This is a genomic window from Actinoplanes sp. NPDC051475 (genome assembly GCF_040689425.1).
Lineage (GTDB): Bacteria > Actinomycetota > Actinomycetes > Mycobacteriales > Micromonosporaceae > Actinoplanes.
This window is the reverse complement of sequence record NZ_JBFAZZ010000018.1, coordinates 88,025-111,995: the sequence shown is the minus strand read 5'-3', so window position 1 is coordinate 111,995 and position 23,971 is coordinate 88,025. Positions and strand designations below refer to the sequence as shown.

Here is a 23,971-nt window from a genome sequence, read left to right as displayed (position 1 = left end):
GACCCCGTCACCCGGTTTCCCGCGGTTGTCCACAGGCCCGCCGAACGGGGTTGCCCAGCAGAGATCGGGGTCGGTATCTTCCTCGCGCCGCGGGCCGGAACCCACGGTGTCATGGGGGAAGGAACGACCGATGTTTCGTGCTGCCGCGTCCGTGGTGATGCTGCTCGGCTTTTATGTCGTCGCGCTGATCCAGCTCGCCGCCGTGCTCGCCTTCGTCGTCTGGGCAGCGATGTCGCACCACGCCGCGGCCGGCATCAAGCTCGGCCTGCCGCTGCTCCTCGCGGTCGGCGCGACGGCCGTCGGGCTGTGGCGCGCCATCCGCACCCAGCCCGAGCCGATGCACGGGCTCGTCGTCACCCCGCAGGCCGCCCCGGAGCTGTGGCAGACGGTGCACGCCCTGGCGAGCGAGGTCGGCACCCGGTCGCCGGACGAGATCCGGCTGGTGCCCGAGGTCAACGCGGCTGTCGGCGAGGACACCAAGCTGCTCGGCCTGATCGGCGGCCGGCGCCGGCTCTACCTGGGAATGCCGCTGGTGCAGACGCTCTCCGTGGACCAGCTCCGCTCGGTCGTCGCCCACGAGCTCGGTCACTACTCCGGCCGGCACACCCGGCTCGGCGCTGTCGCCTACCGGGGCCGGCTCGCGATCGGCGGCACGATCAGCCGGATCGGGCGCTGGAACCCGGTCGGCATCGTGTTCCGCGGCTACGCGCGGCTCTACCTGCTCGTCGACAACGCCGCCTCGCGGCGCCAGGAGCTCGACGCCGACCGCGCTTCGGTGCGGGTCGCCGGCCCGCAGGTGGCGATGTCCGCGCTCCGCGAACTGCCGGTCATCGACGCGGCCTGGGACTTCTACTTCGGACGGTACGTCGTCCCGGGATGGGAAGCCGGGTACGCGCCGGACGACGTCTTCGGCGGCTTCGGCCAGCTGGTCGCCGCCCGCGGGGACGAGCTCGCCAAGCTCCGCGACAAGGAGCCGGAGAAGCACAAGTCGCGCTGGGACACCCACCCGTCGACGGCGGAACGGATCGCGGTGATGGGTACGGCGCCCCAGCAGCCGCACCCGGTGGACGGCCGTCCCGCGGCGGCGCTGCTGCCGTCGATCCACGAGGCCGGCATCGCCCTGCAGCGCGAGGTCGTCGACGTATCCGACCGGCGGGTGCTCCCGTGGCCGCAGTTCACCGCGGCGACAGCCACGGCCCGGCTGCAGCGCACCGCCGACCGGTTGTTCCGATCGCTGGGCCGCCTCACCGGCACCCCGGACCCCGGCCTGGGCACGCTGTTCGCCCTCGTCGAGGCCGGGCGCCTGGGTGAGCTGGCGGAGGAGTTCTTCCCGAACATCGCCCCCGAGGAGGCCGCACTCAAGTTCGCCGGCCTGATGGACGTGCTGTTCATGCTGGCGGCGATCCGTTCGGGCACGGCCTTCTGGCAGCAGTCGTGGTCGGGTCCGGCGCGGCTCATCGACGCCGACGGTTCGGAGCTCGACTTCGAGGAGATCGCCAAGCTCGCGGTCTCGCCGGGAACCCTGGAGGAGGCCCGGGCCCGGCTGGCCGACCGCGGCGTACGCATCGAGTCCGCCGGCATCATCGAGCGCAAGGCCACGGCGAACGGCTCCGACGTCATCGCCGCCATGGCCAACCTGAAGGTCGACGGCGCGCACACCGACCTGGTGCTGCTGGACCGCGGCTTCGTGTTCGTACCGGGGCCGAAGTCGACCGACAACGGCAGGAAGCGGCTGCAGGAGCTGCTGTCGTCGACGTCGGTCGAGCAGCTGGCGGCCGGCTGCCGGTTCATGCCGTTCGAGGAGGTACGCGGGACGAGCATCACGAAGCGGACACCGGTCAAGGCGGACTTGCAGCTGCACGACGGCACGGTGGTCGCCCTGGAGGAGCGGTGGACCGGGGAGCAGCTCGGGGACAGCCGGGACACCCTTCTCGGAGTCCTCGACCGACTCGGTGGCCGACCCGAGAGCTGAACCAGCTGGCGGCAGCCGCCAAGGCCGGGACGCGGGGCGCGTAAGCCGGCCCGGGGGCCGCGGCCGGAGGTCAAATGCCGAGCGTCAAGGGTCGTCGGTCAGATCAGCCCTTCGCCGGAGCCGCGGACGGCGGCAAGGCTGACCGTTGACGGTCCTTGCGCCGACCGGCTCGTGGGTTTCCGCCGCCCCGTCCGCCTAAATTGCGCCATAAGCGATCCAAACGCCCGCCCGAGCATCCACCGCTCGGACTTTCCCACGCTCTTGTCCACTTCGTGAGACAACTTGAGTGATCGTGCGAATACCCTCCGCAACCTCACCCCGTTACGTGACGTATTCGTTACCCACCAGTAATACGCTCTGGGCGAAGGAGCGTACTCCATTGTGGAACTCTCAGGCCAGGCGGGCTCATCGCCCCCGGAACCCGTCCAGCGTGCCCGCCTGCGGTGCTCCTCAGCAGTCGAGTGGCTGCTCGCAGGGGGTGCGCGGGCATGTACGGCCTGCTAACCCCCGGGGTCCATCGTCCGATCAGACGAGCCAACTCTGACCCTAAGAAAGGGGTCGCATGATTATTTCCCGGATAGATTGACCCGGATCGGTGCGCCCGCACGGCTACGGAGGGTAGCCGCCAAAACGGTCTATCGCGGATGCATGGCGGAGGAATTGGGCAATGTCAGTCTCGGTGGATAACCGGCGAACCCGGACTCGCTCCGTGCTCGCGGCTGTTTTGACGCTTTTGATACTCGTGCCGGCGGGCATCCTGTTCGCCCGGGTCTGGGACGACGTCTCGGCCCGCAAGGACAGCACCCGGCTCGAGCAGAAGGGCGTCGAGTACCTCACCGCCCTCGGTCCGCTCGTCAGTGCTCTGGCCGAGGCGCAGTCCTCGGCGCTGTCCGGCGTGACGAGCGCACCCGGTTCGCTGACCGCCGCTGTCACCGGGGTCAACGCCGTGGATCAGCGTCTCGGTGGCGACCTGCGTACGCGGGACCGGTGGACCGGGCTGAAGCAGAAGATCGAGCTGCTGCCCAAGGCGACCGGCGGCTCGATCGCCGTCTTCCAGGCCCACGTCGAGGTCACCGACCTGGCGCTGGCGCTGTACGACTCGGTTCGCAACAACTCGGACCTGATCCGCGACCCGGACAACGACCTCTCGCACCTGCAGCAGGCGGTGGCCGTCGAGCTGCCCGCCACGGTCGTGCAGGTGAGCCGGATGGGCGACCTCAGCCAACTCGTCGCCAAGGCGAACGCCCAGCAGCAGGCGCAGCTCAGCCCGCAGTTCGGCGCCGCTGTGCTCGAGGTCAACACCTCCGTCAACAGCCTCACCGACAATCTGCAGGCGGCTGTCGACGACACCAACAGCCCCACGCTGAGCGGCAACCTGGTCAGTGGCCTGGACACGTTCCGCCGCGGCGTCGAGTCGTTGACGCGGGGGGCCAACCCCGGGGGCGCCCCGAATGCGGCGACCATGGCGACCGCGCAGAGCCAGCTGCAGGTGTCGTTGGCGAACCTGGCCGGGATCACGACGCGGGAGATGTCGCGTCTGCTGGATGACCGGCTCGACACCCTCGACTACCGCACGATGGAGGCGCTCGCCGCCGCCGGTGCGGCCATCCTCCTCGCCCTGGCCGCGATCGTCCTGCGGCTGACTGCCCGTCGGCGGACGGCCGCGGCGCCCTCGCCGGCGCGGGTTCCGGGTGAGACCACCCGGGACATGACGGTCGGCCCCCCGGGTGGGGACTTCGGCGGAGCGATGCCGGTGTACGGCGACGCCACCCAGACACGGCGGGAGCGTTCCGGTGCTCTTCGGTAGGTTCCGCATCCTGGGCAAGCTGACGCTGCTCATCCTCGTACCGTTGATCGGCGTTGTCGCCCTTGCCGTGCCGATCGTCGCCAACCGCATCGGCGTCGCCCGTGACGCCCAGGCCACCTCGGACGCGGTGCAGCTGGCCACCCAGGTGGGTTCGGCCGTGCAGGAGCTCCAGGAGGAGCGTCTGCTGTCGGTGGGTTACCTCTTCGGCCTGATCCAGGAGCCGGAGCTGGCGGTGCAGAGCGCCAAGGCGACCGACCGCATCCAGGGGCTCAAGAGTCTCGACCAGCCGCTGTCGAAGGGCCTGCGCAGGGCCGTCGACGACGTCTCGCGGCTGTCCAGCACCCGGGCCAACGTGATCAACCGGACCATCCGCCCGGACCTGATCGTCACCGAGTTCACCGCCGTGGTCACGCCGATCATCAACGAGCTCGCGCTGGCCCAGAAGGCCGACCTGAACACCTCGGCGGGCCGGCAGGTGTACGCGCTGGAGCAGGCCCTGCGCACCGACGACATGATCAGCCAGGCGTCCGGCTACCTGACCGCCGCCGTGGTGACCAGGAACGCGGCCATGGTCGGGCTGTTCTACTCGACGCTGGTGCAGCTTCAGCTGCTGATCGTCAACTCGCAGCCGTACTTCACCGACGCTCAGTACAAGCTCTATCTGGGCGCTCAGCAGGCGTTCGCGTCGCGGGTGGGCGACCGGTTCCTGGTCGAGGCGGCCACCGATCCCGACTCGGCGGTCAAGCTGCTGGAAGTCCGGACGCTGTTCCCCTCGCTGCGGTCCACCATCGTGCTCGGTGGCTTCGTGGAGAAGCGGGTCGCAGCGGACGTGGACACGGCCGTGACCGAGAGCCGCAACTCGGCGCTGCGCACGGCCGCCCTGGTCGGTGGCGGCTCGCTCCTCCTGCTGCTGCTCGTGATCGCGCTGTCGCTGTTCATGGCCCGCGCCGTCGCCCGGCCGCTGCGCCGCCTCACCACCTCGGCGGACCGGATCGCCCGCGCCGCCGAGGCCGAGCTGGAACGCGTGGCGGACGACGATGCCGAGGTGGCTCGCCCGATCCGTCTCGACCCGGTCGACGTGGAGGCCCGCGACGAGATCGGCGACCTGGCCCGCGCGTTCGACCGGGTGCAGACCACCGCCGCCCGGCTGGTGGAGCGCCAGGTGCTCGGCCGCCGCAACGTCGCGCAGATGTTCGGGCACGTCGGGCGGCGTACCCAGAACCTGGTCGGCCGTCAGCTGGCCCTGATCGACAACCTGGAACGCCGGGAGACCGACGGCGACCGCCTGCGAGACCTGTACCGGCTCGACCACATGTCCAGCCGGCTGCGGCGGAACGCGAGCTCGCTGGTCGTGCTCTCCGGTGGGGCCGGCGCGAACGACCACATGGCGCCGCTGGCGCTCTCCGACGTCGTACGCCTCGCCCTCGGTGAGATCGAGGACTACACCCGGGTCGACGTGGAAGTGCCCGAGGAGCTGGTGGTCGTACCGGCAGTCGTGGCCGACCTGACGCTGCTGCTCGCGGAGCTGATGGAGAACTCGACGTCGTTCTCCCCGCCGCACACCCGGGTCACCGTCAGCGCGGCGGAGCTGCGCGGCGGCGCCCGCCTCGCGATCGAAGACCACGGCCTGGGCCTGTCGCCGGAGCGGCTGGCCGAGGAGAACGCGCGGCTGACCCGCCGTGAGCGCCTCGACCTGGCACCCACCGAGGTGCTCGGCCTCTTCGTGGTCGGCCGCCTCGCCCGCCGGCACGGCATCGAGGTCACGCTGACCGATACGCCCGAGGGGGGCGTGACGGCCTGGGTGGACCTCGCCCCGGCCCACCTGCTGGCGCGGCCGGAGCCGCTGCCCGCCGAGCTCGCGCCGATCCAGGCGACCGTGCCGAGCAGCCACACCGAGTTCGCCCCGCTGATCGCCGGCGGGTCGGTGCGGCACGCGCCGGGCAGCACCCAGCCCTTCGACGCCAACGTGCTCAACCGGGCCACCCGGACGCTCGAGGTGGCGCGGTCGTGGAACGCCTTCTCGGTGCGGCCCACCGCGCCGCAGCTGGAGGCCGTCCCCAGCACCGTGGTCGAGCACGCGGCGATCTACGAGACCACGCCGGTGGCGGGACGCTTCCCGGCGGCGGTGCACGAGCTGCCGGCGGCCCCGATCGCCGGGTCGGCACACCCGGACACGCCACGGCAAAGGCCCGAGCCGCAGCAGACCGCGTACCACATGCCCGTACCGCAGCAGCCCGTACCGCCGGCTGTCGTGCCGCAGCCGCGCACGAGCCCGGAGGCGCGCAACGGCTCGGCGGCCCCGCTGCGCCGGCGGGTGCCCGGCTCCCAGCTGCCGGCCGAGACCGGACCGAAGCTGCCCGCCGCGCCGCCCACCTCGGACGACGCGCTCGCGGCCCGTGAGGCCTTCGAAGCCTTCGAGGCGGGCGTGTCCCGCGCCCAGTGGGACGTCATCGAGCAGGACATGGCCGCGCCGCCGGCCGTGGGGCATGCGCCGCTGACCCGGCGGGTGCCGGGCGCGACGCTGCCGGTGACCGAGCCCAGGAATCCGACCCCGCCGGCCGCGCCGGCCCAGCCCCTCGATCCGGAGGCCGCCCGGGCCCTGATGGAGCAGTTCGAGTACGGCGTAGCCCGGGCACTGCACGAAACCCAGCCACAACCCGAAGGACAACCGCGATGACTTCCCCTTACTCCACTGACACCGGCAACGGACGCGACTATGCGCAGTCGCAGCTCAGTGCGGAGGCGAAGACCTTCAACTGGCTGCTCGACTCGTTCACGTCCGGCACCGCGGGCGTCGTCGAGGCCATCGCCGTCTCCTCGGACGGTCTGCTGATGGCGATGTCGGCGATCAAGGACCGGCCCAACGCCGAACGCCTCGCCGCGGTGGTCTCCGGCCTCACCAGCCTGGCCGGCGGCGCCGCCAGCTGGTACGCGCTGGGCAGCCTCAACCGCGTCATCATCGACATGGCCGACGGCTACCTGCTGGTGACAGCGATCAGCGCCGGTTCGGTGCTGGGCGTGATCGCGGACCGGACCGCCAACCTGGGCACCCTCGCGTACGAGATGACGCTCTTCGCCACCCGCGCCGGTGGTGCCCTGAGCCCGCGTCTCATCGCTGAATTGAAGAACGCCGTTCAGCAATGACCTACCCGGCCGACTCCGACGACCCGGACCTCCCGGCGACCCCCGGTGTTCGGCCGTTCCTGCGCAACACGGGTCCCGGCGCGCGGTACGAACCGACGCCGGCCCCGGTCTCCGGGCCCGTGCCCGGGGACCCGCCCGAGGAGCACCCGACGTCGTTGCGGCCGTTCGTCATCACGTCCGGCCGCGTCGCCGGACAGGACGCCGGCATCGGGCTGGAGACGCAGGTCAGTGCCCTCCCGGGGGCGTTGACCACGCGGCTCTCGCCCGAGCAGCGGGCCATCGTCCAGCTCTGCGCCGAGCCGCTGTCGGTGGCGGAGATCTCGGCGCGGCTCCGGATGCACTTCGGCGTCACCCGAATCCTCGTCGACGACCTGCGGGCCGCCGGGCACCTTGACGTTCATGTGTTGGAGAGCGACTTCCCCGACCCCGAGACCATCATGCGAGTAATCCGTGGGCTTCGATCCATCTCCTGAGCGCCGCGTCGTCGGCACGGCGCGCGTACCCGGCGCGCCGCAGAAGACTTCACCGCCGGTGCCGGTCAAGATCATCGTGGCCGGCGGCTTCGGCGTGGGCAAGACCACGACCGTTGGCGCCATCTCGGAGATCTCGCCGCTGACCACCGAGGCGGAGATGACGACCGAGTCGGTCGGCGTCGACAACCCGAACCAGGCGACCGCCAAGACCACCACGACCATCGCCATGGACTTCGGCTGCGTCACCATCGACCAGACGCTGAAGCTGTACCTCTTCGGCACCCCGGGGCAGACGCGCTTCTCGTTCATGTGGGACGACCTGGTCCGCGGCGCCCTGGGCGCGCTCGTCGTGGTCGACACGACCCGGATCGACGACTGCTACCCCGCCGTGGACTACTTCGAGCGCGCCGGGCTTCCGTTCGTCGTCGGCGTCAACAGCTTCAACGGGCAAGTCGGCTACAACCTGGACGAGGTGCGCTGGGCGCTCGCTGTGCGTGACGACGTACCGGTGCTTCAGTTCGACGCGCGATTCCGCGGTTCGGTGAGAGATGCCCTGCTCGTGGTGCTGGACCAGGCCCTCGACAAGGCCGTGCGAATGCGTTCGTCGTAAGGTGTGCGCCGATTCGGTGCGTACGCGGTTTCCAAACGGGCCGTTGAGCGGGCACAGTTGTACGGGGGCGACGGCGTTGACGGGAGGACGGTGACGTGCGAGGCGGACTTGACGACGCGCTCGACAGGCTGGCACGCCGCGATGAGCTGCGCCGACGCGCCGCCGGGGAGGCCACGGGCACCCCGCCGGCGGTGACGGAGCTGGTCGAGGCGATCGCCGCGGTCGTGGGCCGCAACCCTGAACTCGCCGTGACGGTCGGCGTCGAGGGCGCCGGCGAACCCGTGCTGCTGCATTTCGCCCTCGAGGACGGGATCGTGCAGGTCAACGCCGACAACTCGGTGGTGCGACGGGCTGCCGAGCCGCAGGACGTCGAGGTCATCGACGTCGACCCGGAGCCCGAGCCGGCGGGCTACTCCTACGAGGAGCAGGCCCCCGACCACGGGCAGGACACCCGCCGGATCAATTACCAGGACCGCGGCCAGCACCGCTACGACGAGGCGGCCCCGCAGCCGCACCCGTTCGCCGCGGCCCCGCCGCCCCCGGTGCCGCCGCAGACCCGCCGGGTCCAGGCCGATCAGCACCGTGCCCCGCAGGAGCCGCCCGCCGCTCAGCGCATGCCCACCCCGCTGCCCGAGCCGGTTCCGCTGCGGGTCAACGAGGAGGAGACGGAGATGGCGGCCAAGCGTCTGGCCGCCATGCTCCGCGAGGACCCGTCACTGCTGAGGGCTCAGGACTGATCCCGAAGCGACAACGCGGCGGAGCTCAGCTGCGGACGACGACCTTCTTACCGGAGGCTGTGACCGCATACGAGACGGTCTTGTGCGTCCACGGGTTCGTCGCGTAGACGCGTACCCCGCCACGCACGTCCTTCACCTTGATCATCTTCAGCTGTGCCTTGGTGTTGAACATCGACCCCACCCGACGCACGGCCTTGCGCAGCGACGCGACCTTCACCGTTGACCCTCGTGCCGCCAGGCGCGCCTCCGCGGCGCCAGCGTAGCTGACCTGCTTGACGGCAGCCGGCATTTGCAGGTACCACAAACCCCGCGTCAACTGCGGCGCGCCGATCACGGAGTTCGCCGCCGGCGGCGTGATCGTCTGCGGTGCATACGTGTACGTCAGCGCAATGGCGAAGCTGTCCGCCTGGGCGCGCGCGCCGCTCAAAGTCCCGGCCGGACCGACCTGCAGCGTTGTGGTCTGGCCATCGACGACCTGAACGTAATCGGCGGACCCATCGTCGTGCACGGTCTTCGTACCCGCGTGATCGACGTCGTCGCTCAGCACCACGGCCGGTGTCGGGGCGTCATCCTTGAGGTACTTGGCGAGAGTGAGTGACCCGTCTGGGGTGAATACGTACTTGACGGTGGGACGGCCCATCATCTTCACCGCGGCCCGGGACGCCCGGTCGGGCAGTGTGCGGTAGAGGCCCTTACCAGCGACCGCGTACCCGGCCTCCTGACTTCCGGCGAGGCGGAACTGGTCGTAGGCGATGCCGCGCGACGGGTCGACGCGGTACGAAGCGGACCCCGACATCGAGGTACCGGTAATCGTGACGTCGGCCCGCCAGCCGGCTGCGGCCGCGGCCGTGGACGCGGTAGCCACCGGCTTCAAGGCCGCGACCATCTGCGCCGCGGACAGCCGTGTCGTCGTGTCGGCGGCGTACGCGGCGCCGGGCGCAATCGACAGGCCACCAGCCAGCGACACCGCGGCCATCAAGAGAACGGACCGGGACGTACGCAAATCCACCACTCCTAGCAATGAGATGACGCGCCTGATCAGCGCAGCGGCACCCACCATCGGTTGCCTGGCGCAAGCCACGCTCGGAGTCGTCTCAAGATCTAGGCAAGAGGCGGCCTGGCGAGCAGGATCGCCTTCTCCACCGCGCCGACCCGGTCGGCCAGCAACCCGACCGCGCCGACGGCCCGGGTCATCGGGTCGTCCTCCGCGCCGCCGAGCGCCTTCTCCCGCAGGTACGCGGCCTTGACCTCGGCCCACCGCGCCGCCTGTTCCGGGGTGAGCCGCCCGCGCAACTCGGCGAGCTTGAGCAGGTTGGCCTCGGCGCCGGTCGTCAGCGTCTGCGCCTCACCGAGGTAGTGGTCGTCGACCACGGCCTCCAGCTCGGCGTCGTTCATTACCGGCACGATGCGTTCGGCGAGCTTGTTCATGTTGCGGTACGAGCCCTGCAACTTGAACGGCGGCTCGGTCCGCGACGCGTCGGCCTGGCCGGCCGAGGCGATGTACGCCTTGTTGTTGCGCAACACGATCCGCTGCACCAGCCGCATCTTGCGCAACACCGACAGCACCTGCTCGAGCTCGGTGGGCGAGTACGCGTGGCTGAGCCGGTCGGGGCGTACGGAGTCGTCGCCCTCGGCCAGGCGGACCAGCAGCGGCAGGTCGGCCCGGTCGCGGGCGGACAGCGGCGCCAGCACCGGGTTGGAGGTGAGGGCGTTCTCCAGGTACGACATCTCGAACGCCTCCTCCCGGCCGCTGAGCACGTCGCCGAGGTTCCAGACGTCGGCCCGGTTGGCGAGCATGTCCGGGATCCGGAAGCGCGTGCCGCTCTCGGTGTACGGGTTGCCGGCCATGCACACCGCGAACCGCTTGCCCCGCAGGTCGTACGTGCGGGTCCGGCCCTCCCAGACGCCCTCCATCCGCCGCTGCGCGTCACAGAGCGAGATGAACTTCTGCAGCAGCTCGGGTGAGGTGTGCTGGATGTCGTCGAGGTAGAGCAGGACGTTGTTGCCCATCTCCAGCGCGAACGAGATCTTCTCGACCTCCTGGCGGGCCGTCGCGTCGGGCGCCTCGGCCGGGTCCAGCGAGGTCACCTCGTGGCCCAGGGCCGGGCCGTTGACCTTCACGAAGACCAGGCCGAGCCGGTTGGCGACGTACTCCATGAGGGTCGTCTTGCCGTAGCCGGGCGGTGAGATCAGCAGCAGCAGGCCGGACTGGTCGGTGCGCCGCCCGTCGCCGGTCGCGCCGAGCTGCCGGGCCAGGTTGTCGCCGATCAGCGGCAGGTAGACCTCGTCCAGCAGCCGGTTGCGCACGAACGCCGACATCACCCCGGGCTTGAACTCGTCCAGGCGCAGGCGGTCACGTTCGGCCTGGGCGAGGGCGGTCCGCTTCTTCTGGTACGCCCGGTACGCCGGCACCCGCTCCGCACGGAACAGCCGGGTCGCTGCGAGGAAGTCGTCCAGGCGTACGGTCAGCTTCCCGTCGACGATCCGCGGGTGCTGGGACAGCAGCCCGGACACCGTCTCGCTCACGGCGGCCGCGGAGTCGTACCGGGTCAGCGCGGTGCCGGTGAGCTCGATCGCGACGGCCTCGGCCACGTCGCTCACGTCCCCGGACTCCGGGTTGGCCCCGTGGTACGCCGACAGCCACGCGCGCACGAGCTGCTTGCGGGCGGCCGGGTCGGCTTCGAGCGCGCGCAGATCGTCCGCGTAGCTGCGGGCGGGTCCGGCGGTCAGCGCCCGGTGGAAGCGGTCGAGGAAGGTCCGGGCGGTCGCGCTAGTCACGAAGCCGGCCGGCGAGGCGGCAAGCTCCTCGACCAGATACTCGCCCACCACCCGGTCCGCGCCGGCCGCGACGGCCAGGGCGTCGCACAGGTCGGCGAGGTCCTGCCCGGCGCCGAACAGTTCCCGCGCCCGGACGAGCGAGGCCGCCCGCACCGACCAGGACGTCTGCTCGGCCGCGGGGAGTCCGGCCCAGAAGAGCTGCGCGGCGGCCCGCACCGGCGCCGGGTAGCGCAACAGGCCCGCCGCGGCGTGCAGGCGGATCACCGCGCCGAGGATCAGCGTCGCGTCGCTGTCGTGCACGCCGCGCTCGTAACCCTCGTCGTAGCGGGCCTCGGCTCCCCGGCGTACGAGAGCATCGAGACTGCCGTCAGCCTGGGCCGTGGGGTTCTCGGCGAAAAGGCTCGCGGCCAGGTGCTCGGCGCGGGACAGGTCCTTGGACTCGGACACCAGCGGCTGGTCCCAGAAGGGGCGGGTGGCCAGGAAGGCCTCGTCGCGGACCGGCGCCCGGTAGTCCGTGCCGGTAACGGCGAACGCCAGCTCGTCGCCGTCCGGCACCAGCGTGAGGTCGATGGCCTGGGTGTTCACCGCGAACGTGTGCCGGCCGAGGGTGATCGTGCTGCCGTCCGCGCCGTACAGGTCGAGCCGGTCGCGTAGAGCCCGGCCGGCCTCCTGTCGAGCGGCCTTGACCCGCCCCTCCAGCTCCTCGGCGCGGACCGTGTCGCCGAGGGTACGCAGCTCGTCGGCGACCTTCCGCAGCTTGCCGACCATGGGATCGGTGGCGAAGTACGTGTTGACGTCGTCGACCGTGCCGAGGCTCGCGACCCGGCGCTGGACGCTGGCGAGAGTGCGTTGCGCCGAGTCGAAGAGCCGGTCGGCCCGCCGGGCCCGCTCGTCCAGCAGGGCCTGCCGGCGCGCGGCGAAGGCCTCGTAGACCTCGGTCCGCTTGGCGCCGAGCTGGTCGATGAAGTCGTCGAAGTCGCCGAACCGGGACTCGAGCGCCTCCACCTGCAGCATCAGCTTGGCGAGCTGTTCGTCGCAGCGTTCCGGGGTGTCGGCGGCGGACAGCGCGGCCGTCACCGACTGGGTCAGCAGCGCGAACTCGGCGGCGAACGCTGCGCGGCCCTCGACGGCGGCGAGCTCGCGCCGGCGGGCGTCGAGCGTGGCCCGGGCCCGGTTGACGCCGCCGAGCACCTCGCCGATGCGCTCGAGGATGGCGACCCGGACGGTAGCGTCGGCGATGTCGAGCCCGCCGACCACCTCGGTGACGACCTGGAGGCCGTCGGCCTGCTCGGTGAGCCGCTCGGCGACCGGTACGGCCTCCGCCACGGTCGCGATGGCGGCCGCGTCGGCCACGAGCTGGTCGACGGACTGCTGGTAGCCGGCGAAGGCGTCCTCACGCTGAAGGAAGTCGACCGCCCGCCGCGCGGTGGAGTCCACCTCGGCGGACAGCTCTGCGGCGAGGTCGTCCAGCCGGGCGGTGTCGACGTACCGCAGCTCCCGGAGGGTCACGATGCGGCCCTGGGCATGGCGCAGTGCGGCGAGCTGACGGATCCAGGCGTCGGTGGTGGTCGGCACCTCGCCGCGCGCCCGGCGGATCAGCGACATCGTCGCGGCGCCCGCCTCGTCGACGGCCTTGGCCGCCTGCGCGGTCAGCTCCTGCACCGACTCGAACTCGTCGAGGACCTGCTCGGCGGTGGCCCGCACCTCGGCGAGCGGCGTCCGCAGGTCTTCCAGCTCGGCCTCGGACAGCCAGTGGTACTGGTCGAACAGGCGCGTGCAGGCGGCGATGATCGCCTCGAACACCGCGCCGGACGGGGTCATCTCGTCGATCATGCGGGACACCGACAGGGCGTCCGCGATGCCGCGTACCAGATCGGCGTTGCCCACCCGGTCCAGCGGGCCGGTGCCGACCGGCTGGGCCGCGGCGAATGTGTCCGAGACGTACGGCGTCTGCCAGACCTGCATCGGGTGGACCCGGGCCGGCTCGTCGGAGACGGCCCGGAAGGCGACCAGCGTGCCGTCGTCGAACAGCGAGTAGCCGTGGCACGGGATCGGAGTCGCGACCTCTTTGCGGATCACGTTGTACGGCAGCAGCAGATACCGCCCGGCGGCCCGGGCGTGGAAGACGTAGAGCACGTCCTCGCCGTTGACCGAGCGCACGACCCGCTCGAACTCCAGCTCCGCGACGTCGGCGTCGAACGTCTTCGCGATGCCGGTGGCCAGGTAGTAGCCGCCGGGGAAGATCAGTCCCTGGTCCTCCGGCAGCCGCTGGCAGGCCTGCCCGATCCCGTCGAGGCGAACCACGTCGCGGGTGCGGGTGTTGAAGACCAGATACCGGTACGTGGTCTCCTTGTACGGCAGCACGCGCAGCAGGATCAGCGGGCCGATGCGGGCGTACGCGATCTCCGCGTCGGCGAGGCTCTGCAGCGGCTCGTCGACGGGCTCGGAGAAGATGCCCTCGCCGTCCTCGGTGTTGTTCTCCACCTTGACGGTGAGCGTGCCGCCGACCGTCTCGACGAACACCTGCTCCTCGATCGACACGTGCGGGTGCCGGCCGAGGATGTGCTGCTCGCGGGTGGTGAGCGTCCACTCGAAGTCGTGCGAGGGCGGGAAGACGTGGTCGCGTTCGCCGCGGTTGTCGACGTACGCGACGGACCCGTCGGTGTCCACCCGCCAGCGCAGCACCTTGAGGTCGTCGGCACGGGCGCCGGTCTGGAAGACCGCGAGCAGCAGACCTTCCAGCCGGCGCAGCTGGAGCAGGTGCGTCTCCCGGTAATAGCGGTACAGCTCGGCGAAGTCGCGCTGGAACGTCGCGTCGTCGAGCAGACCGGGCAGCGTCGCCGGCTGGAACTTGCCGTCGGCGAACCCGTGCACGGCGAACACGTCGTCGACCGTCGTCTCGGTGCGCAGCCCGATGAAGACGTTGTAACCGAACAGCATCGAGCCGCCGACCTGCACGAGGTCGCGCGGGACGCAATTGTTCTCGGTACGGATCCGCTCCGAGCCGAGCAGCCGCATCTGCTGCCCGCCGAACGTCTCCATCCGGCGGGCGTTCAGCGCCTCGGCGCGGCCGGCCAGCTCCTTGGCCTGCGCGCCCAGCCGGGCGCGCAGGACCTCGTACGTGCCGGCGTCGAGCGTCTCCGTGGTCGCCGCGGTCACCGTGCCGCCGGGACCTTGGCGTCGGCCAGGCCCATCTCGCGGGCGGCCGCCAGCAGTTCCTTGAGCTTGCCGGAGTCCCCGTTGCCGGCCTTGATCTGCTGGGTGAGGAACGCCGACAGGGTCAGGTTGGCCACGTCACCGGTGTTCACCGAGCCGATGACCCGGCCCAGGTCGTCGGCGAAGTTCGCCGAGCCGTCGAGGTAGCGGGCGCCCAGGCCCTGGATGACGTCGGAGTGCTGGACGAAGCCGTCGATGCTCTTGCCCATCGTGATCGAGCCGACGAGCTTGTCGAAGAAGATCGAGTCGCCGCCGACGATGTCGATGTCGGCCTTCTCCAGGCCGGTGGCGATGAGCGTGGCCTGCGCCTCGGCGATGTCCTTCTGCACGTTGATGCCGGCGAGGCGGATCTCCTTCTCCATCTCGAGCCGGAGCCGGTACTCCTCGTGCCCGCGGCTGGCGTCGTCGAGTGCCGCCATCGCGCCGGCCTTCTCGTGCAGGCCCTCGGCCTCGCCCTTGAGCTTCTCGCGGATCGCCTCGGCGGCGACCAGCGCCTTCTCGCGAGCGACGGCGGCCTCGGCGCGGCCGGTCTTCTCGACCACCTCGGCGTTGACCCGGCCCGTCTTCTCGATCACGTCGGCGTTGCGTTCGCGCACCTGCACGTCGGCGAGGCCCGCGGCGGCCGCCTCGGCCTGCGTACCCTCGGCCAACCGGATCTTCGCCCGGGCGTCCAGCTCCGCGGCCTGCTGGCGGGCCTCCGCCAGCAGCAGCTCCTCGCGGGCCTTGAACTTCGCGGCGGCCTCGGCCGCCTCCGCGGCCTTGATGTCCTTGACCAGGGCCTCCTGCGCCTCGGCCTCGGCGTTGATGATGACCGCCTGACGGGTACGCTCCGCCTCCTCGACGACGCGCAGCCGCTTGATGTTCTCCTCCTGCTCGGCGACCGTCTTCTCCACCGCGATGCGCTCGCGGATCACCTCGGCGATCGCGCGCTTCTCCGCCTCGACCTCCTTGTTCTTGGAGATGGTGGAGAGCTCGGTCTCCCGCTCACGACCGATCACCTCGAGCATCCGGTCCTTCTCGATCCGCTCGGTCTCGATGGCGATGACCCGCTCGCGGTTCTTCTCGGCGACCGCGATCTCGCGGGCCTTGTTCTCGTTCTGCACGCCCAGCTGCTGTTCGGTGCGAAGGTGGGCGCCCTCGGCGCGGAGCCGCTCCTCGGCCTGCGCCAGCTGGATCTCCGCCTCCTCGCGGGCCCGGATGGTCTCGATCTCCCGGCGCTGCTTGATCTCCGCGTCGGCCTGGCGGCGCTCGAGCTCGAGGATCGCCTCCTTGGCGTCCACGTTCTGCCGGGTGATCTCCTTCTCCTCGTTGCGCCGGAAGTCGTTGGTGCGCACCGACTCGATCGCGGTCAGCTCGGTGATCTTCCGGATGCCCTGCGCGTCGAGGATGTTCTTCGGGTCGAGCGAGCTCATCGGCGTCTGCTCGAGGAAGTCGATGGCCGCGTCCTCGAGGCTGTAGCCGTTGAGGTCGGTGCCGATCACCTCGATGATCTGGTCCCGGAACTCGTTGCGCTTGGTGTAGAGGTCGACGAAGTCCAGCTGCTTGCCAACGGTCTTCAGCGCCTCGGAGAACTTCGCGTTGAACAGCTCCTGCAGCGTCTGCTCGCTGCTGGCCCGGGTGGTGCCGATCGCCTGCGCGACCTTGATGACGTCCTCGGTCGTCTTGTTGACGCGCACGAAGAACGTGATCCGGATGTCCGCGCGGATGTTGTCGCGGCAGATCAGGCCCTCACGGCCGGTCCGCGAGATCTCGATCGTCTTGACCGAGATGTCCATGGTCTCGGCCTTGTGCAGCACCGGCAGCACGACCGCACCCGTGAACGTGACGTCGACGCGGCGCACCTTGGAGACGATCAGCGCCTTGCCCTGCTCCACCTTGCGGAACATGCGGCTGAGGAAGAACACGACGCCGAGCGCGATGAGCAGCACCACGGCGACGAGCACACCGAATCCGGTGGAGATCACGTCCATGTAAGAGCCTTCGGTTTAGGAGTTAGCGATATCGGCGGGGACGATCCAGAAGAAGTCGCCGTCGGGATCCACGTCGTAGAGCAGGCCTACGGTGCCGGCCCGCAGTTCGTCGTCGCCGGCCTGACGGACCTGCACGATCGCGGAGGAACCGTCGGGGGCGTGCACCTCGGCCTGGCCGAAGGTGCGGGTGACCCGCCCGGTGCGTACGACGCAGGTCAGACCGACGAAGTCGGCCCGCGACGGCTCGGTGCCGGCGGGCAGGAAACGCCTGATGAGCAGGACGGCCAGTCGCGTGACGACCCAGGCGGCCACGACGGCGCCGGCCAGCACGAGGGTGGCGGGGACGGCACCGAGCAGCGCCGCACCGGCCAGCGTGGCGAACCAGGCGAAGGCGATGAGCAGCGAGAGCACCACGGACACCGGCACGCCGCCGAGCCCGAGGAAGCCGAGGAATCCGCCCTCGCCGACGCCGTCGCCCTCGGGGTCCGCCCCGCCCACGACGACGACCAGCCAGTAGCCGATGACGACGATGAGGAGCGGGGTGAGTACGACGGTGGGGAAGCTGAGCACAGCCTCGAAGAACCCACCCATGGATCAGCCCCGCCCCCGTTGATGCGCCCGCAGGTGCTCTCCGCCCCCTGTGGCGGATCACCTGCTGCGGCGATGTCGATGATGACAGGCGCGTTCAACCGCGGCACTCGGCCGTCAGGACAGGATGTGGATCACCTCAGTCGTCGGTGAGGGCGAGGGTGTCCGGCAGGTCGAGCAGGACCTCGCGGCGGTCCGGGTCGCGCGTCGACTCCGCCTGGTCCTCGATGTAGTCGACGATCTCGTCGCGTTCGGCGTCCGAGAGGTCGTCGAGGCTGGCCGCCAGGTCGTCGAGGAGGGTCGTCGCCGTACGGGGGTCGATCTCGTCGTCGCTCGAGAGCTCGATCGACACCGCCAGGTCGACGAGCGCTCGCACCAGGATCCGGTTCACGCAGGCAGCATAGACCTCACGCAGAGTCACATGGAGTCACCGTCGCGCCACGATCCGCCGCGAACGGCGAACATCACCCACTGTAGTGACTTCCTCGCGAGCCGACAGAACGCGCGGGGCGCCTGACCCCTCCGCCCTCGTTGGCATTTCGCCCGTTTTGCGCTGACTGAGATGTCTGGCATGGGCCGATCGGGCGGACCGGCCCGTCGCTCCGGTGATCGCCCTTGTTTCACGCTGTGTAGCGACCTAATGTCCTAATACGTCCAGGGACGCGGCAAGCGTTACCCGGTCGACATGACAGACAGCAACGAAGGGAGCGTGGCCGTGACGGCATCCGACAGCTGGATCTTCGTAGTCGTCGGCTACGCGATCCTGCTCGCCTGGCCGGTCTCCACGCTCGGCCTGGTCAGCTTCGCCGTCCGTTACGCGGCGTCGCACCGCCAGGCCGTCGTCACCAGGTCGCTGGAGCGCGGCGACGGCACCCCCGAGCACTTCTGGATCATCGTCCCGGCGCTCAACGAGGAGGTCGTGGTCGCCAACACCGTCAACGCCGCGCTCTCCCTCGGCGGCCCCGGCGGCACGCTCGCCCGGGTCCTGGTCGTGGACGACGGTTCGGACGACCGCACCCCCGAGGTGCTCGCCGCCATCGACCACCCGCGGCTGACGGTCATGCGCCGGGAGCTGCCGGATGCGCGCAAGGGCAAGGGCGAGGCGCTCAACGCGGCGTACCGCTACATCGCTCAGCGCACCGCGGAGGACGGCGTCAGCCCGGACAAGGTGGTCATCGGCATCATCGACGGCGACGGCCAGGGCAGCCCCAACATCCTGCTCGAGATCTCCCGGATGATGCGCGACCCGCGGATCGGCGCCGTGCAGGTCCAGGTCCGGATCCGCAACCGCCACAAGCTCCTCGGCGCGGTGCAGGACCTCGAGTTCGGCGCGATCGTCAACGCCTGCCAGAGCCTGCGCGACACGATCGACACCGTCGGGCTCGGCGGCAACGGCCAGTTCACCCGCCTCTCCGCGTTGCTGGCTCTCGGCGACGCGCCCTGGTCGGCGTGCCTGGTCGAGGACCTCGAGCTGGGCCTGCGCATGCACCTCGACGGGGTCGGCATCCGCTACACCTCGCGGGCGTCGGTCACCCAGCAGGCCGTGGTCGACCTGCGCCGGCTCACCCGCCAGCGCACCCGATGGGCGCAGGGCAACCTGCAGTGCGCCCGGTACCTGCGCCGGCTGGCCCGCTCCGAGCGGATCGGGATCACCGCCCTGCTGGAGATGTTCCACTACCTGGTCTCGCCGTGGCTGAACGCCCTGGTCACCGTCGGTCTGCTCGGCGGCGTCTCGGTCGCCGTGATGGGCCTGCTGGCCGGACACCCGGTGCCGTACCTGCACTCCTGGGCGGACCTGGCGACCACCGGCGCGGTGTGGTTCTCGGTCACCTTCTTCCCCGGCTTCATCTGGGCGCTGGTGCACCGCTACCGGCTCCGCGACGAGGACCTGTCCCGGCTGCTCACCGCCGCGGCCGCGTACCCGATCTTCTTGCTCCTCGGACTGGTCGCGACCTACCGCGCCATCGTCCGCCAGGCCCGCGGTCAGCAGTCCTGGGCCAAGACCGAACGGCTCGCCGAAGAGCCGATCGCCGCACCCCTGCACCTCCCCGTCCCCGCCTGAGGCTCCCCCTCCTCGAAGTAAGGGCTCCCCCCATGTCACTGCCCGAAGTGCACCTGATCGGCGGCACCCGCCCCGAGGCCGTCAAGCTCGCTCCGGTCGTGCTCGCCATGCGCGAGGCCGGACTGCTCACCCCCGTCCTCGTCGCCAGCGGCCAGCACCCGGCCATGGTCGGCCAGGCCCTCGCCGCCTTCGGCCTCACGCCGGACGTCACGCTCCAGGTCGAGCGCGGCACCGGCACCCAGGCCGAGCTGCTCACCGAGATGATCCGCCAGCTCGACCGGCTGTGGGCCGACCGGGCCCCGGCCGCGGTGATCGTGCAGGGCGACACCACCACGAGCCTCGCCGGCGCGCTGGCCGCCTTCTGGCGCCGGATCCCGGTGGTGCACCTCGAGGCCGGCCTGCGCTCCGGCGACCTCGACTCGCCCTTCCCCGAGGAGGCCAACCGGCGCCTGGTCGCCCAGGTCGCCGCACTGCACCTGGCCCCGACGCCGCTGGCCGCGATGAACCTGCTCGACGAGAACATCGCCACCGGCGACGTCCTGATCGCCGGCAACACCGTCGTGGACGCCACGCTCGCCGTCGCCGGCCGCCGGCTGCCGTGGGAGAACCCGCAGGTCGCCGCCGCCCGGGCCGCCGCCGGGGACCGCCGGCTGGTGGTCGTCACCGCCCACCGGCGCGAGTCGTGGGGCGCGCCGCTGGACCGCATCCTGGCCGCCGTCCGCGAGCTGGTCAGCCGGTACGCCGACATCGACGTGATCCTCCCGAGCCACCCCAACCCGGCGGTACGCGCCCAGGTCGAGGCGGGGCTCGCCGGCCTCGAGCGGGTCACGGTCACCGACCCGCTGCCGTACCCGGACCTGTCGCGCCTGCTCTCCGAGGCGTACCTGGTGCTCACCGACTCCGGTGGCATCCAGGAGGAGGCGCCGTCGTTCGGCGTACCCGCCCTGGTGCTGCGCGACGTCACCGAGCGCGTCGAGTCGCTGCACGCCGGCTGCGCCCGGCTCGTCGGCTCCGACACCGACCTGATCGTCAAGGAGGCGGCCGAGCTGCTCGACAGCCGGGTCCGCCGCGACGCGATGACCGCCGGCGGCAACCCGTACGGCGACGGCCTCGCTGCACGGCGTACCGCCCAGGCCACCGCCGCCCTGCTCGGCCTCGCCGAGGCTCCCGAAGCCATGCCTGCCCTCGCTTCCACCGCCACTGTCACGTACGGAGCGTCCTTCTGATGCGTATTCGCAAATTCAGCCGCCGCGCTCTAGTCGCCGCCGGCGCCGCGCTCACCGCCACCGCCGTCCTCGGGGTCGGTGTCGTGAACGCCGACGCCGCCGAGCGCACCACCACGGCAGCCACAACGATCGCCACGAAGTCCGGCAAGGCCGCTCCCGGCGGCGGTACGGCGAAGACGCTCGTCCTGTACGACACCACCGGCCCGTACGGCTGGATGGGTGAGGTCTACGCGACCCAGACCGCGAACCTGACCTCGCACTTCGGCTCCTGGACCGCCGCTCCGGTGGCGAACTACAAGGCCAAGGACCTGGACCTGTACACCGCGGTGGTGTACCTCGGCTCGACCTACGACGAGGCGCTGCCGGCCGCGTTCCTGGACGACGTCGCCGCCACGAAGAAGCCGGTCACCTGGGTCTTCGACAACATCTGGCAGCTCACGTCGCGGGACGCGTCGTTCGCGGCGAACCACGGCTTCACCAGTGGCTTGTTCGACGACGCAGCGGTCGCCGAGGTCACCTACAAGGGCGCCGCGCTGACCCGTGACACGACGGACAAGTCCGGGATCATGAACCTGTCGATCAGCGACGCGTCGAAGGTCAAGACCCTGGCCTCCGCCGTACGCCCGGACGGCACGTCGTTCCCGTGGGCGGTGCAGTCGGGCAACTTCACGTACGTGGGTGAGATCCCCTTCGCGTACGTGACCCACGACGACCGCTACCTGGCCTTCGCCGACATGCTCTTCGACTCGCTCGGCGACACCGGCGTCTCCCGCGAGCGGCACCGCGCCCTGGCCCGGATCGAGGACGTCGGCCCCGACGCTGACCCGGCCGAGCTGCGCGCGATCGCCGACTACCTGTACGCCGAGAAGGTCCCGTTCAGCGTCGCCGTCTACCCGCGCTTCCGGGACCCGAAGGGCGTGCAGAACAACGGCAAGCCGCAGGACTACTCCCTGGTGCAGAAGCCGAAGGTGGTGGCGGCACTGAAGTACATGCAGCAGCGCGGCGGCACGCTCCTCATGCACGGCTACACGCACCAGTTCGGCAACGTCGCCAACCCGTACGACGGCATGAGCGCGAACGACTTCGAGTTCTACGCCGCGCACGTCGACGCCGGCGACAGCGTGATCTACGACGGTCCGGTCGCCGGTGACTCGGCCGCGTGGGCCGCCAGCCGGATCGCCGCCTCGGGCCTCACCTTCGCCCTCGCCGGCCTGGGCGTGCCCAGCACCTTCGAGTTCCCGCACTACGCCGGCAGCGCCGTCGACTACCAGACCGTGAACTCGATCCTGGGCAAGCGCTACGACCGTGGCCTGTACTTCCCCGGCGTCCTCACCGGCGGCAAGCTCGACTACGCCCGGCAGTTCGGCCAGTTCTTCCCGTACACCGTCCGCGACGTCTACGGCTCGGTGGTCATCCCGGAGAACATCGGCAACGTCGAGCCCGAGCCGTTCAACAACCACCCGGCCCGGCTCCCGGCCGACCTGCTCGCCTCGGCGAAGCGCAACCTGGTCGTCCGCGACGGCGTGGCGAGCTTCTTCTACCACCCGTACCTGGGCACCGACTACCTCAAGCAGCTCGTCCCGGGCATCAAGGCGCAGGGCTACAGCTTCGTGGCCGGCGACTCGATGCTCGCCAACTGATCGCGTTCTGATCGCGGCCGCCGCCCTCACGGGCGGCGGCCGTCGTCTCTGCCGAGGAGCCGTCATGGGAACCGCCGACCTGGTCACCTTCTACGCCTACTCCTGGATGACCCGGGACCGCACGGCCGTCCGCCGGCTCATCGCCCCGGACGCGGAGGTCGAGTGGAACCTCGGCGTCCCGGTCGACGACGAGGAGATGGTGCAGACGCTGCACCGCATCGCCGCCTTCGCCGACTCGATCACGATCAAGTCGACGGCGTGCAACGGGGACCGGGCGTCGCTCGTCTACGACTGCACGGCCCCGTTCGGTACCGTCCGCATCGCGGAGTTCCTCGAGGTCATGGACGGCCGGATCGCCGACGTACGCCAGGTCTACGACGTGGTCGCCCTGCGCCGGTACTTCCCCGGCCTCCTCGACGACTGAGCTTCTCGGCAGCGGGCTTTTTTGTCAGAGGTGCCGCCTACCCTGCGGGGATGGCATACGACTTCCAGGTGACCGTCGACTGCGCCGATCCGCACCCCCTGGCCGCATGGTGGGCCGAGACGCTGGGGTGGCAGGTCGAGCCCGTCGACGAGGCCTTCATCAAAGACATGGTCGCCAAGGGGTACGCGACAGAAGACCAGACGGTGGTCTACGAGGGCCACCTGGTGTGGCGGGTCGGCGCCGGCATCCGCCATGCGGAGGCGCTGCCGAGCGGCAAGCCGCGCCGGATGCTCTTCAACCTCGTGCCCGAGCCCAAGACGGTCAAGAACCGTATGCACATCGACATCTGGGTCGGGGCCGACCACCGTGAGCAGGTGCGCGACGAGCTGGTGGTCCGCGGCGCGAAGTTCCTCTACGCGGAGCAGCAGGGCCCGCACGCCTGGTTCACGATGGCCGACCCGGAGGGCAACGAGTTCTGCATCAGCTAGCCGCGGGGTGGACCCGGTCGAGAAGGTCGAAGAGCTTCACCCAGTGGCGCTGCTCGCCGGCCTCCTGGTAGGCGGCCGTGTCCGTCATCGTGAAGCCGTGCGGCGCGCCGGGGTACACCTCGGAGGTGTAGGCCACGCCCGCCGCGTCGAGGGCCGCCTCCAGGGTGCGGATCTGCTCGGGGGTCATCGAACGGTCGTTGTCGGCGTGGGCCAGGTACAGCTCGCCGGTGATCGCGCCGACGCGCAGGTGCGGGCTGTCCGGCTCGTCGGTGACGAACCCGCCGCCGTGGAAGCTGGCAGCGCCCTTGATCCGGTCCGGGTAGGCCTCGATCGCCCTGACGGCGTTCCGGCCGCCCATGCAGTAGCCGGTCACCACCACCGGCCCCGCCGCGACCCGGTCCTGAGCGGCGAAGAAGTCCAGGTACGCACCGGTGTCGCGGGTGATCATGCCGGCATCCAGCGCCTTGACCAGCGGCATCACCCTGCCGAAGATCGCGTCGCGCCGGTCGGGGTCGCCGAGCTCGGCCGGATCCACCAGCGGCGAGCGCCCGCCGCGGTAGAGCAGGTTCGGCGCGAGGACCGCATATCCCCGCTCGGCGATGCGGTCGGCCATCTCGAGGATGCGCGGGCGCAGGCCGAAGGCGTCGATGAAGAGCAGGACGCCGGGGAACGGTCCGTCACCGCCAGGTCGCACGAGGTAGGCGTCAGCCACGCCGTCGCCGGTCGGGATGTCCACCGTGGTCTTGTCCATGGCCGAACCGTATCCCCGTTCACCGGCAGTGATCGTGTCGACCCGCTTCGGCGACTTCAGACACTCTTAAGGAAATTGGCAGAAC

General features: G+C 70.7%; 18 protein-coding genes. 12 read left to right on the top strand and 6 right to left on the bottom strand.

The window, feature by feature from the left end:
• The first annotated feature begins 130 nt into the window (after window positions 1-130).
• From AB0368_RS31280 to AB0368_RS31250, 7 genes are all read left to right on the top strand, one after another.
• Window positions 131-1,972 (top strand): M48 family metallopeptidase, encoded by a 1,842-nt coding sequence (locus tag AB0368_RS31280; protein WP_366157607.1) that lies wholly within the window; start codon window positions 131-133, stop codon window positions 1,970-1,972.
• Window positions 1,973-2,714: 742 nt separating this feature from the next.
• Window positions 2,715-3,779 carry a hypothetical protein gene (locus AB0368_RS31275; protein ID WP_366157606.1) on the top strand — a complete coding sequence of 355 codons (1,065 nt, stop codon included), beginning with the start codon at window positions 2,715-2,717 and terminating at the stop codon, window positions 3,777-3,779.
• Window positions 3,766-6,456, top strand: a complete 2,691-nt coding sequence (locus tag AB0368_RS31270) for a nitrate- and nitrite sensing domain-containing protein (RefSeq protein ID WP_366157605.1) — start codon at window positions 3,766-3,768, stop codon at window positions 6,454-6,456. Before AB0368_RS31275 ends, AB0368_RS31270 begins: the two co-directional genes overlap by 14 nt.
• Window positions 6,453-6,923, top strand: coding sequence for a roadblock/LC7 domain-containing protein (locus AB0368_RS31265; RefSeq protein ID WP_364684543.1), 471 nt, complete (start codon window positions 6,453-6,455; stop codon window positions 6,921-6,923). The genes AB0368_RS31270 and AB0368_RS31265 overlap by 4 nt, the downstream gene beginning before the upstream one ends.
• The gene (locus AB0368_RS31260) at window positions 6,920-7,396 is read left to right on the top strand and encodes a DUF742 domain-containing protein (protein ID WP_366157604.1); all 477 of its coding nucleotides are present in this window, start codon (window positions 6,920-6,922) and stop codon (window positions 7,394-7,396) included. The genes AB0368_RS31265 and AB0368_RS31260 overlap by 4 nt, the downstream gene beginning before the upstream one ends.
• Window positions 7,374-8,006 carry an ATP/GTP-binding protein gene (locus tag AB0368_RS31255; RefSeq protein ID WP_366157603.1) on the top strand — a complete coding sequence of 211 codons (633 nt, stop codon included), beginning with the start codon at window positions 7,374-7,376 and terminating at the stop codon, window positions 8,004-8,006. The genes AB0368_RS31260 and AB0368_RS31255 overlap by 23 nt, the downstream gene beginning before the upstream one ends.
• Before the next feature lie 95 nt (window positions 8,007-8,101).
• A complete protein-coding gene (locus AB0368_RS31250; protein WP_366157602.1) occupies window positions 8,102-8,743 on the top strand; it encodes a hypothetical protein in 642 nt (213 codons plus the stop codon).
• A gap of 25 nt (window positions 8,744-8,768) precedes the next feature.
• Here AB0368_RS31250 and AB0368_RS31245 read toward each other — a convergent pair whose 3' ends face one another.
• The 5 genes from AB0368_RS31245 to AB0368_RS31225 form a co-directional block, all read right to left on the bottom strand.
• On the bottom strand, window positions 8,769-9,719 hold the full coding sequence (locus AB0368_RS31245) for a hypothetical protein (protein WP_366157601.1): 951 nt from the start codon (window positions 9,717-9,719) through the stop codon (window positions 8,769-8,771).
• Window positions 9,720-9,844: 125 nt separating this feature from the next.
• Window positions 9,845-14,680 carry a DNA repair ATPase gene (locus AB0368_RS31240; protein ID WP_366157600.1) on the bottom strand — a complete coding sequence of 1,612 codons (4,836 nt, stop codon included), beginning with the start codon at window positions 14,678-14,680 and terminating at the stop codon, window positions 9,845-9,847.
• Window positions 14,677-16,707: a flotillin family protein gene (locus tag AB0368_RS31235; protein ID WP_366157599.1), complete on the bottom strand. Its 2,031-nt coding sequence runs from the start codon at window positions 16,705-16,707 to the stop codon at window positions 14,677-14,679. The genes AB0368_RS31240 and AB0368_RS31235 overlap by 4 nt, the downstream gene beginning before the upstream one ends.
• 15 nt (window positions 16,708-16,722) lie before the next feature.
• On the bottom strand, window positions 16,723-17,298 hold the full coding sequence (locus tag AB0368_RS31230; protein ID WP_366157598.1) for a hypothetical protein: 576 nt from the start codon (window positions 17,296-17,298) through the stop codon (window positions 16,723-16,725).
• A 136-nt stretch (window positions 17,299-17,434) separates the two neighbouring features.
• Window positions 17,435-17,686 carry a hypothetical protein gene (locus AB0368_RS31225; RefSeq protein WP_366157597.1) on the bottom strand — a complete coding sequence of 84 codons (252 nt, stop codon included), beginning with the start codon at window positions 17,684-17,686 and terminating at the stop codon, window positions 17,435-17,437.
• 324 nt (window positions 17,687-18,010) lie between these two features.
• Here AB0368_RS31225 and AB0368_RS31220 point away from each other — a divergent pair, with 324 nt between their 5' ends.
• From AB0368_RS31220 to AB0368_RS31200, 5 genes are all read left to right on the top strand, one after another.
• Window positions 18,011-19,357: a glycosyltransferase family 2 protein gene (locus AB0368_RS31220; protein ID WP_366157596.1), complete on the top strand. Its 1,347-nt coding sequence runs from the start codon at window positions 18,011-18,013 to the stop codon at window positions 19,355-19,357.
• A 32-nt stretch (window positions 19,358-19,389) separates the two neighbouring features.
• Complete coding sequence (gene wecB / locus AB0368_RS31215) at window positions 19,390-20,583, top strand: UDP-N-acetylglucosamine 2-epimerase (non-hydrolyzing) (RefSeq protein WP_366157595.1); 1,194 nt, start codon at window positions 19,390-19,392, stop codon at window positions 20,581-20,583.
• Complete coding sequence (locus AB0368_RS31210) at window positions 20,583-22,223, top strand: polysaccharide deacetylase family protein (protein ID WP_366157594.1); 1,641 nt, start codon at window positions 20,583-20,585, stop codon at window positions 22,221-22,223. Before wecB ends, AB0368_RS31210 begins: the two co-directional genes overlap by 1 nt.
• Before the next feature lie 64 nt (window positions 22,224-22,287).
• Window positions 22,288-22,647 (top strand): nuclear transport factor 2 family protein, encoded by a 360-nt coding sequence (locus AB0368_RS31205; protein ID WP_366157593.1) that lies wholly within the window; start codon window positions 22,288-22,290, stop codon window positions 22,645-22,647.
• Between the two features lie 50 nt (window positions 22,648-22,697).
• Window positions 22,698-23,135 (top strand): VOC family protein, encoded by a 438-nt coding sequence (locus tag AB0368_RS31200; protein ID WP_366157592.1) that lies wholly within the window; start codon window positions 22,698-22,700, stop codon window positions 23,133-23,135.
• Here AB0368_RS31200 and AB0368_RS31195 read toward each other — a convergent pair.
• Complete coding sequence (locus AB0368_RS31195; protein ID WP_366157591.1) at window positions 23,128-23,886, bottom strand: dienelactone hydrolase family protein; 759 nt, start codon at window positions 23,884-23,886, stop codon at window positions 23,128-23,130. The two genes, AB0368_RS31200 and AB0368_RS31195, sit on opposite strands and share 8 nt — an antisense overlap.
• Window positions 23,887-23,971 lie beyond the last annotated feature (85 nt).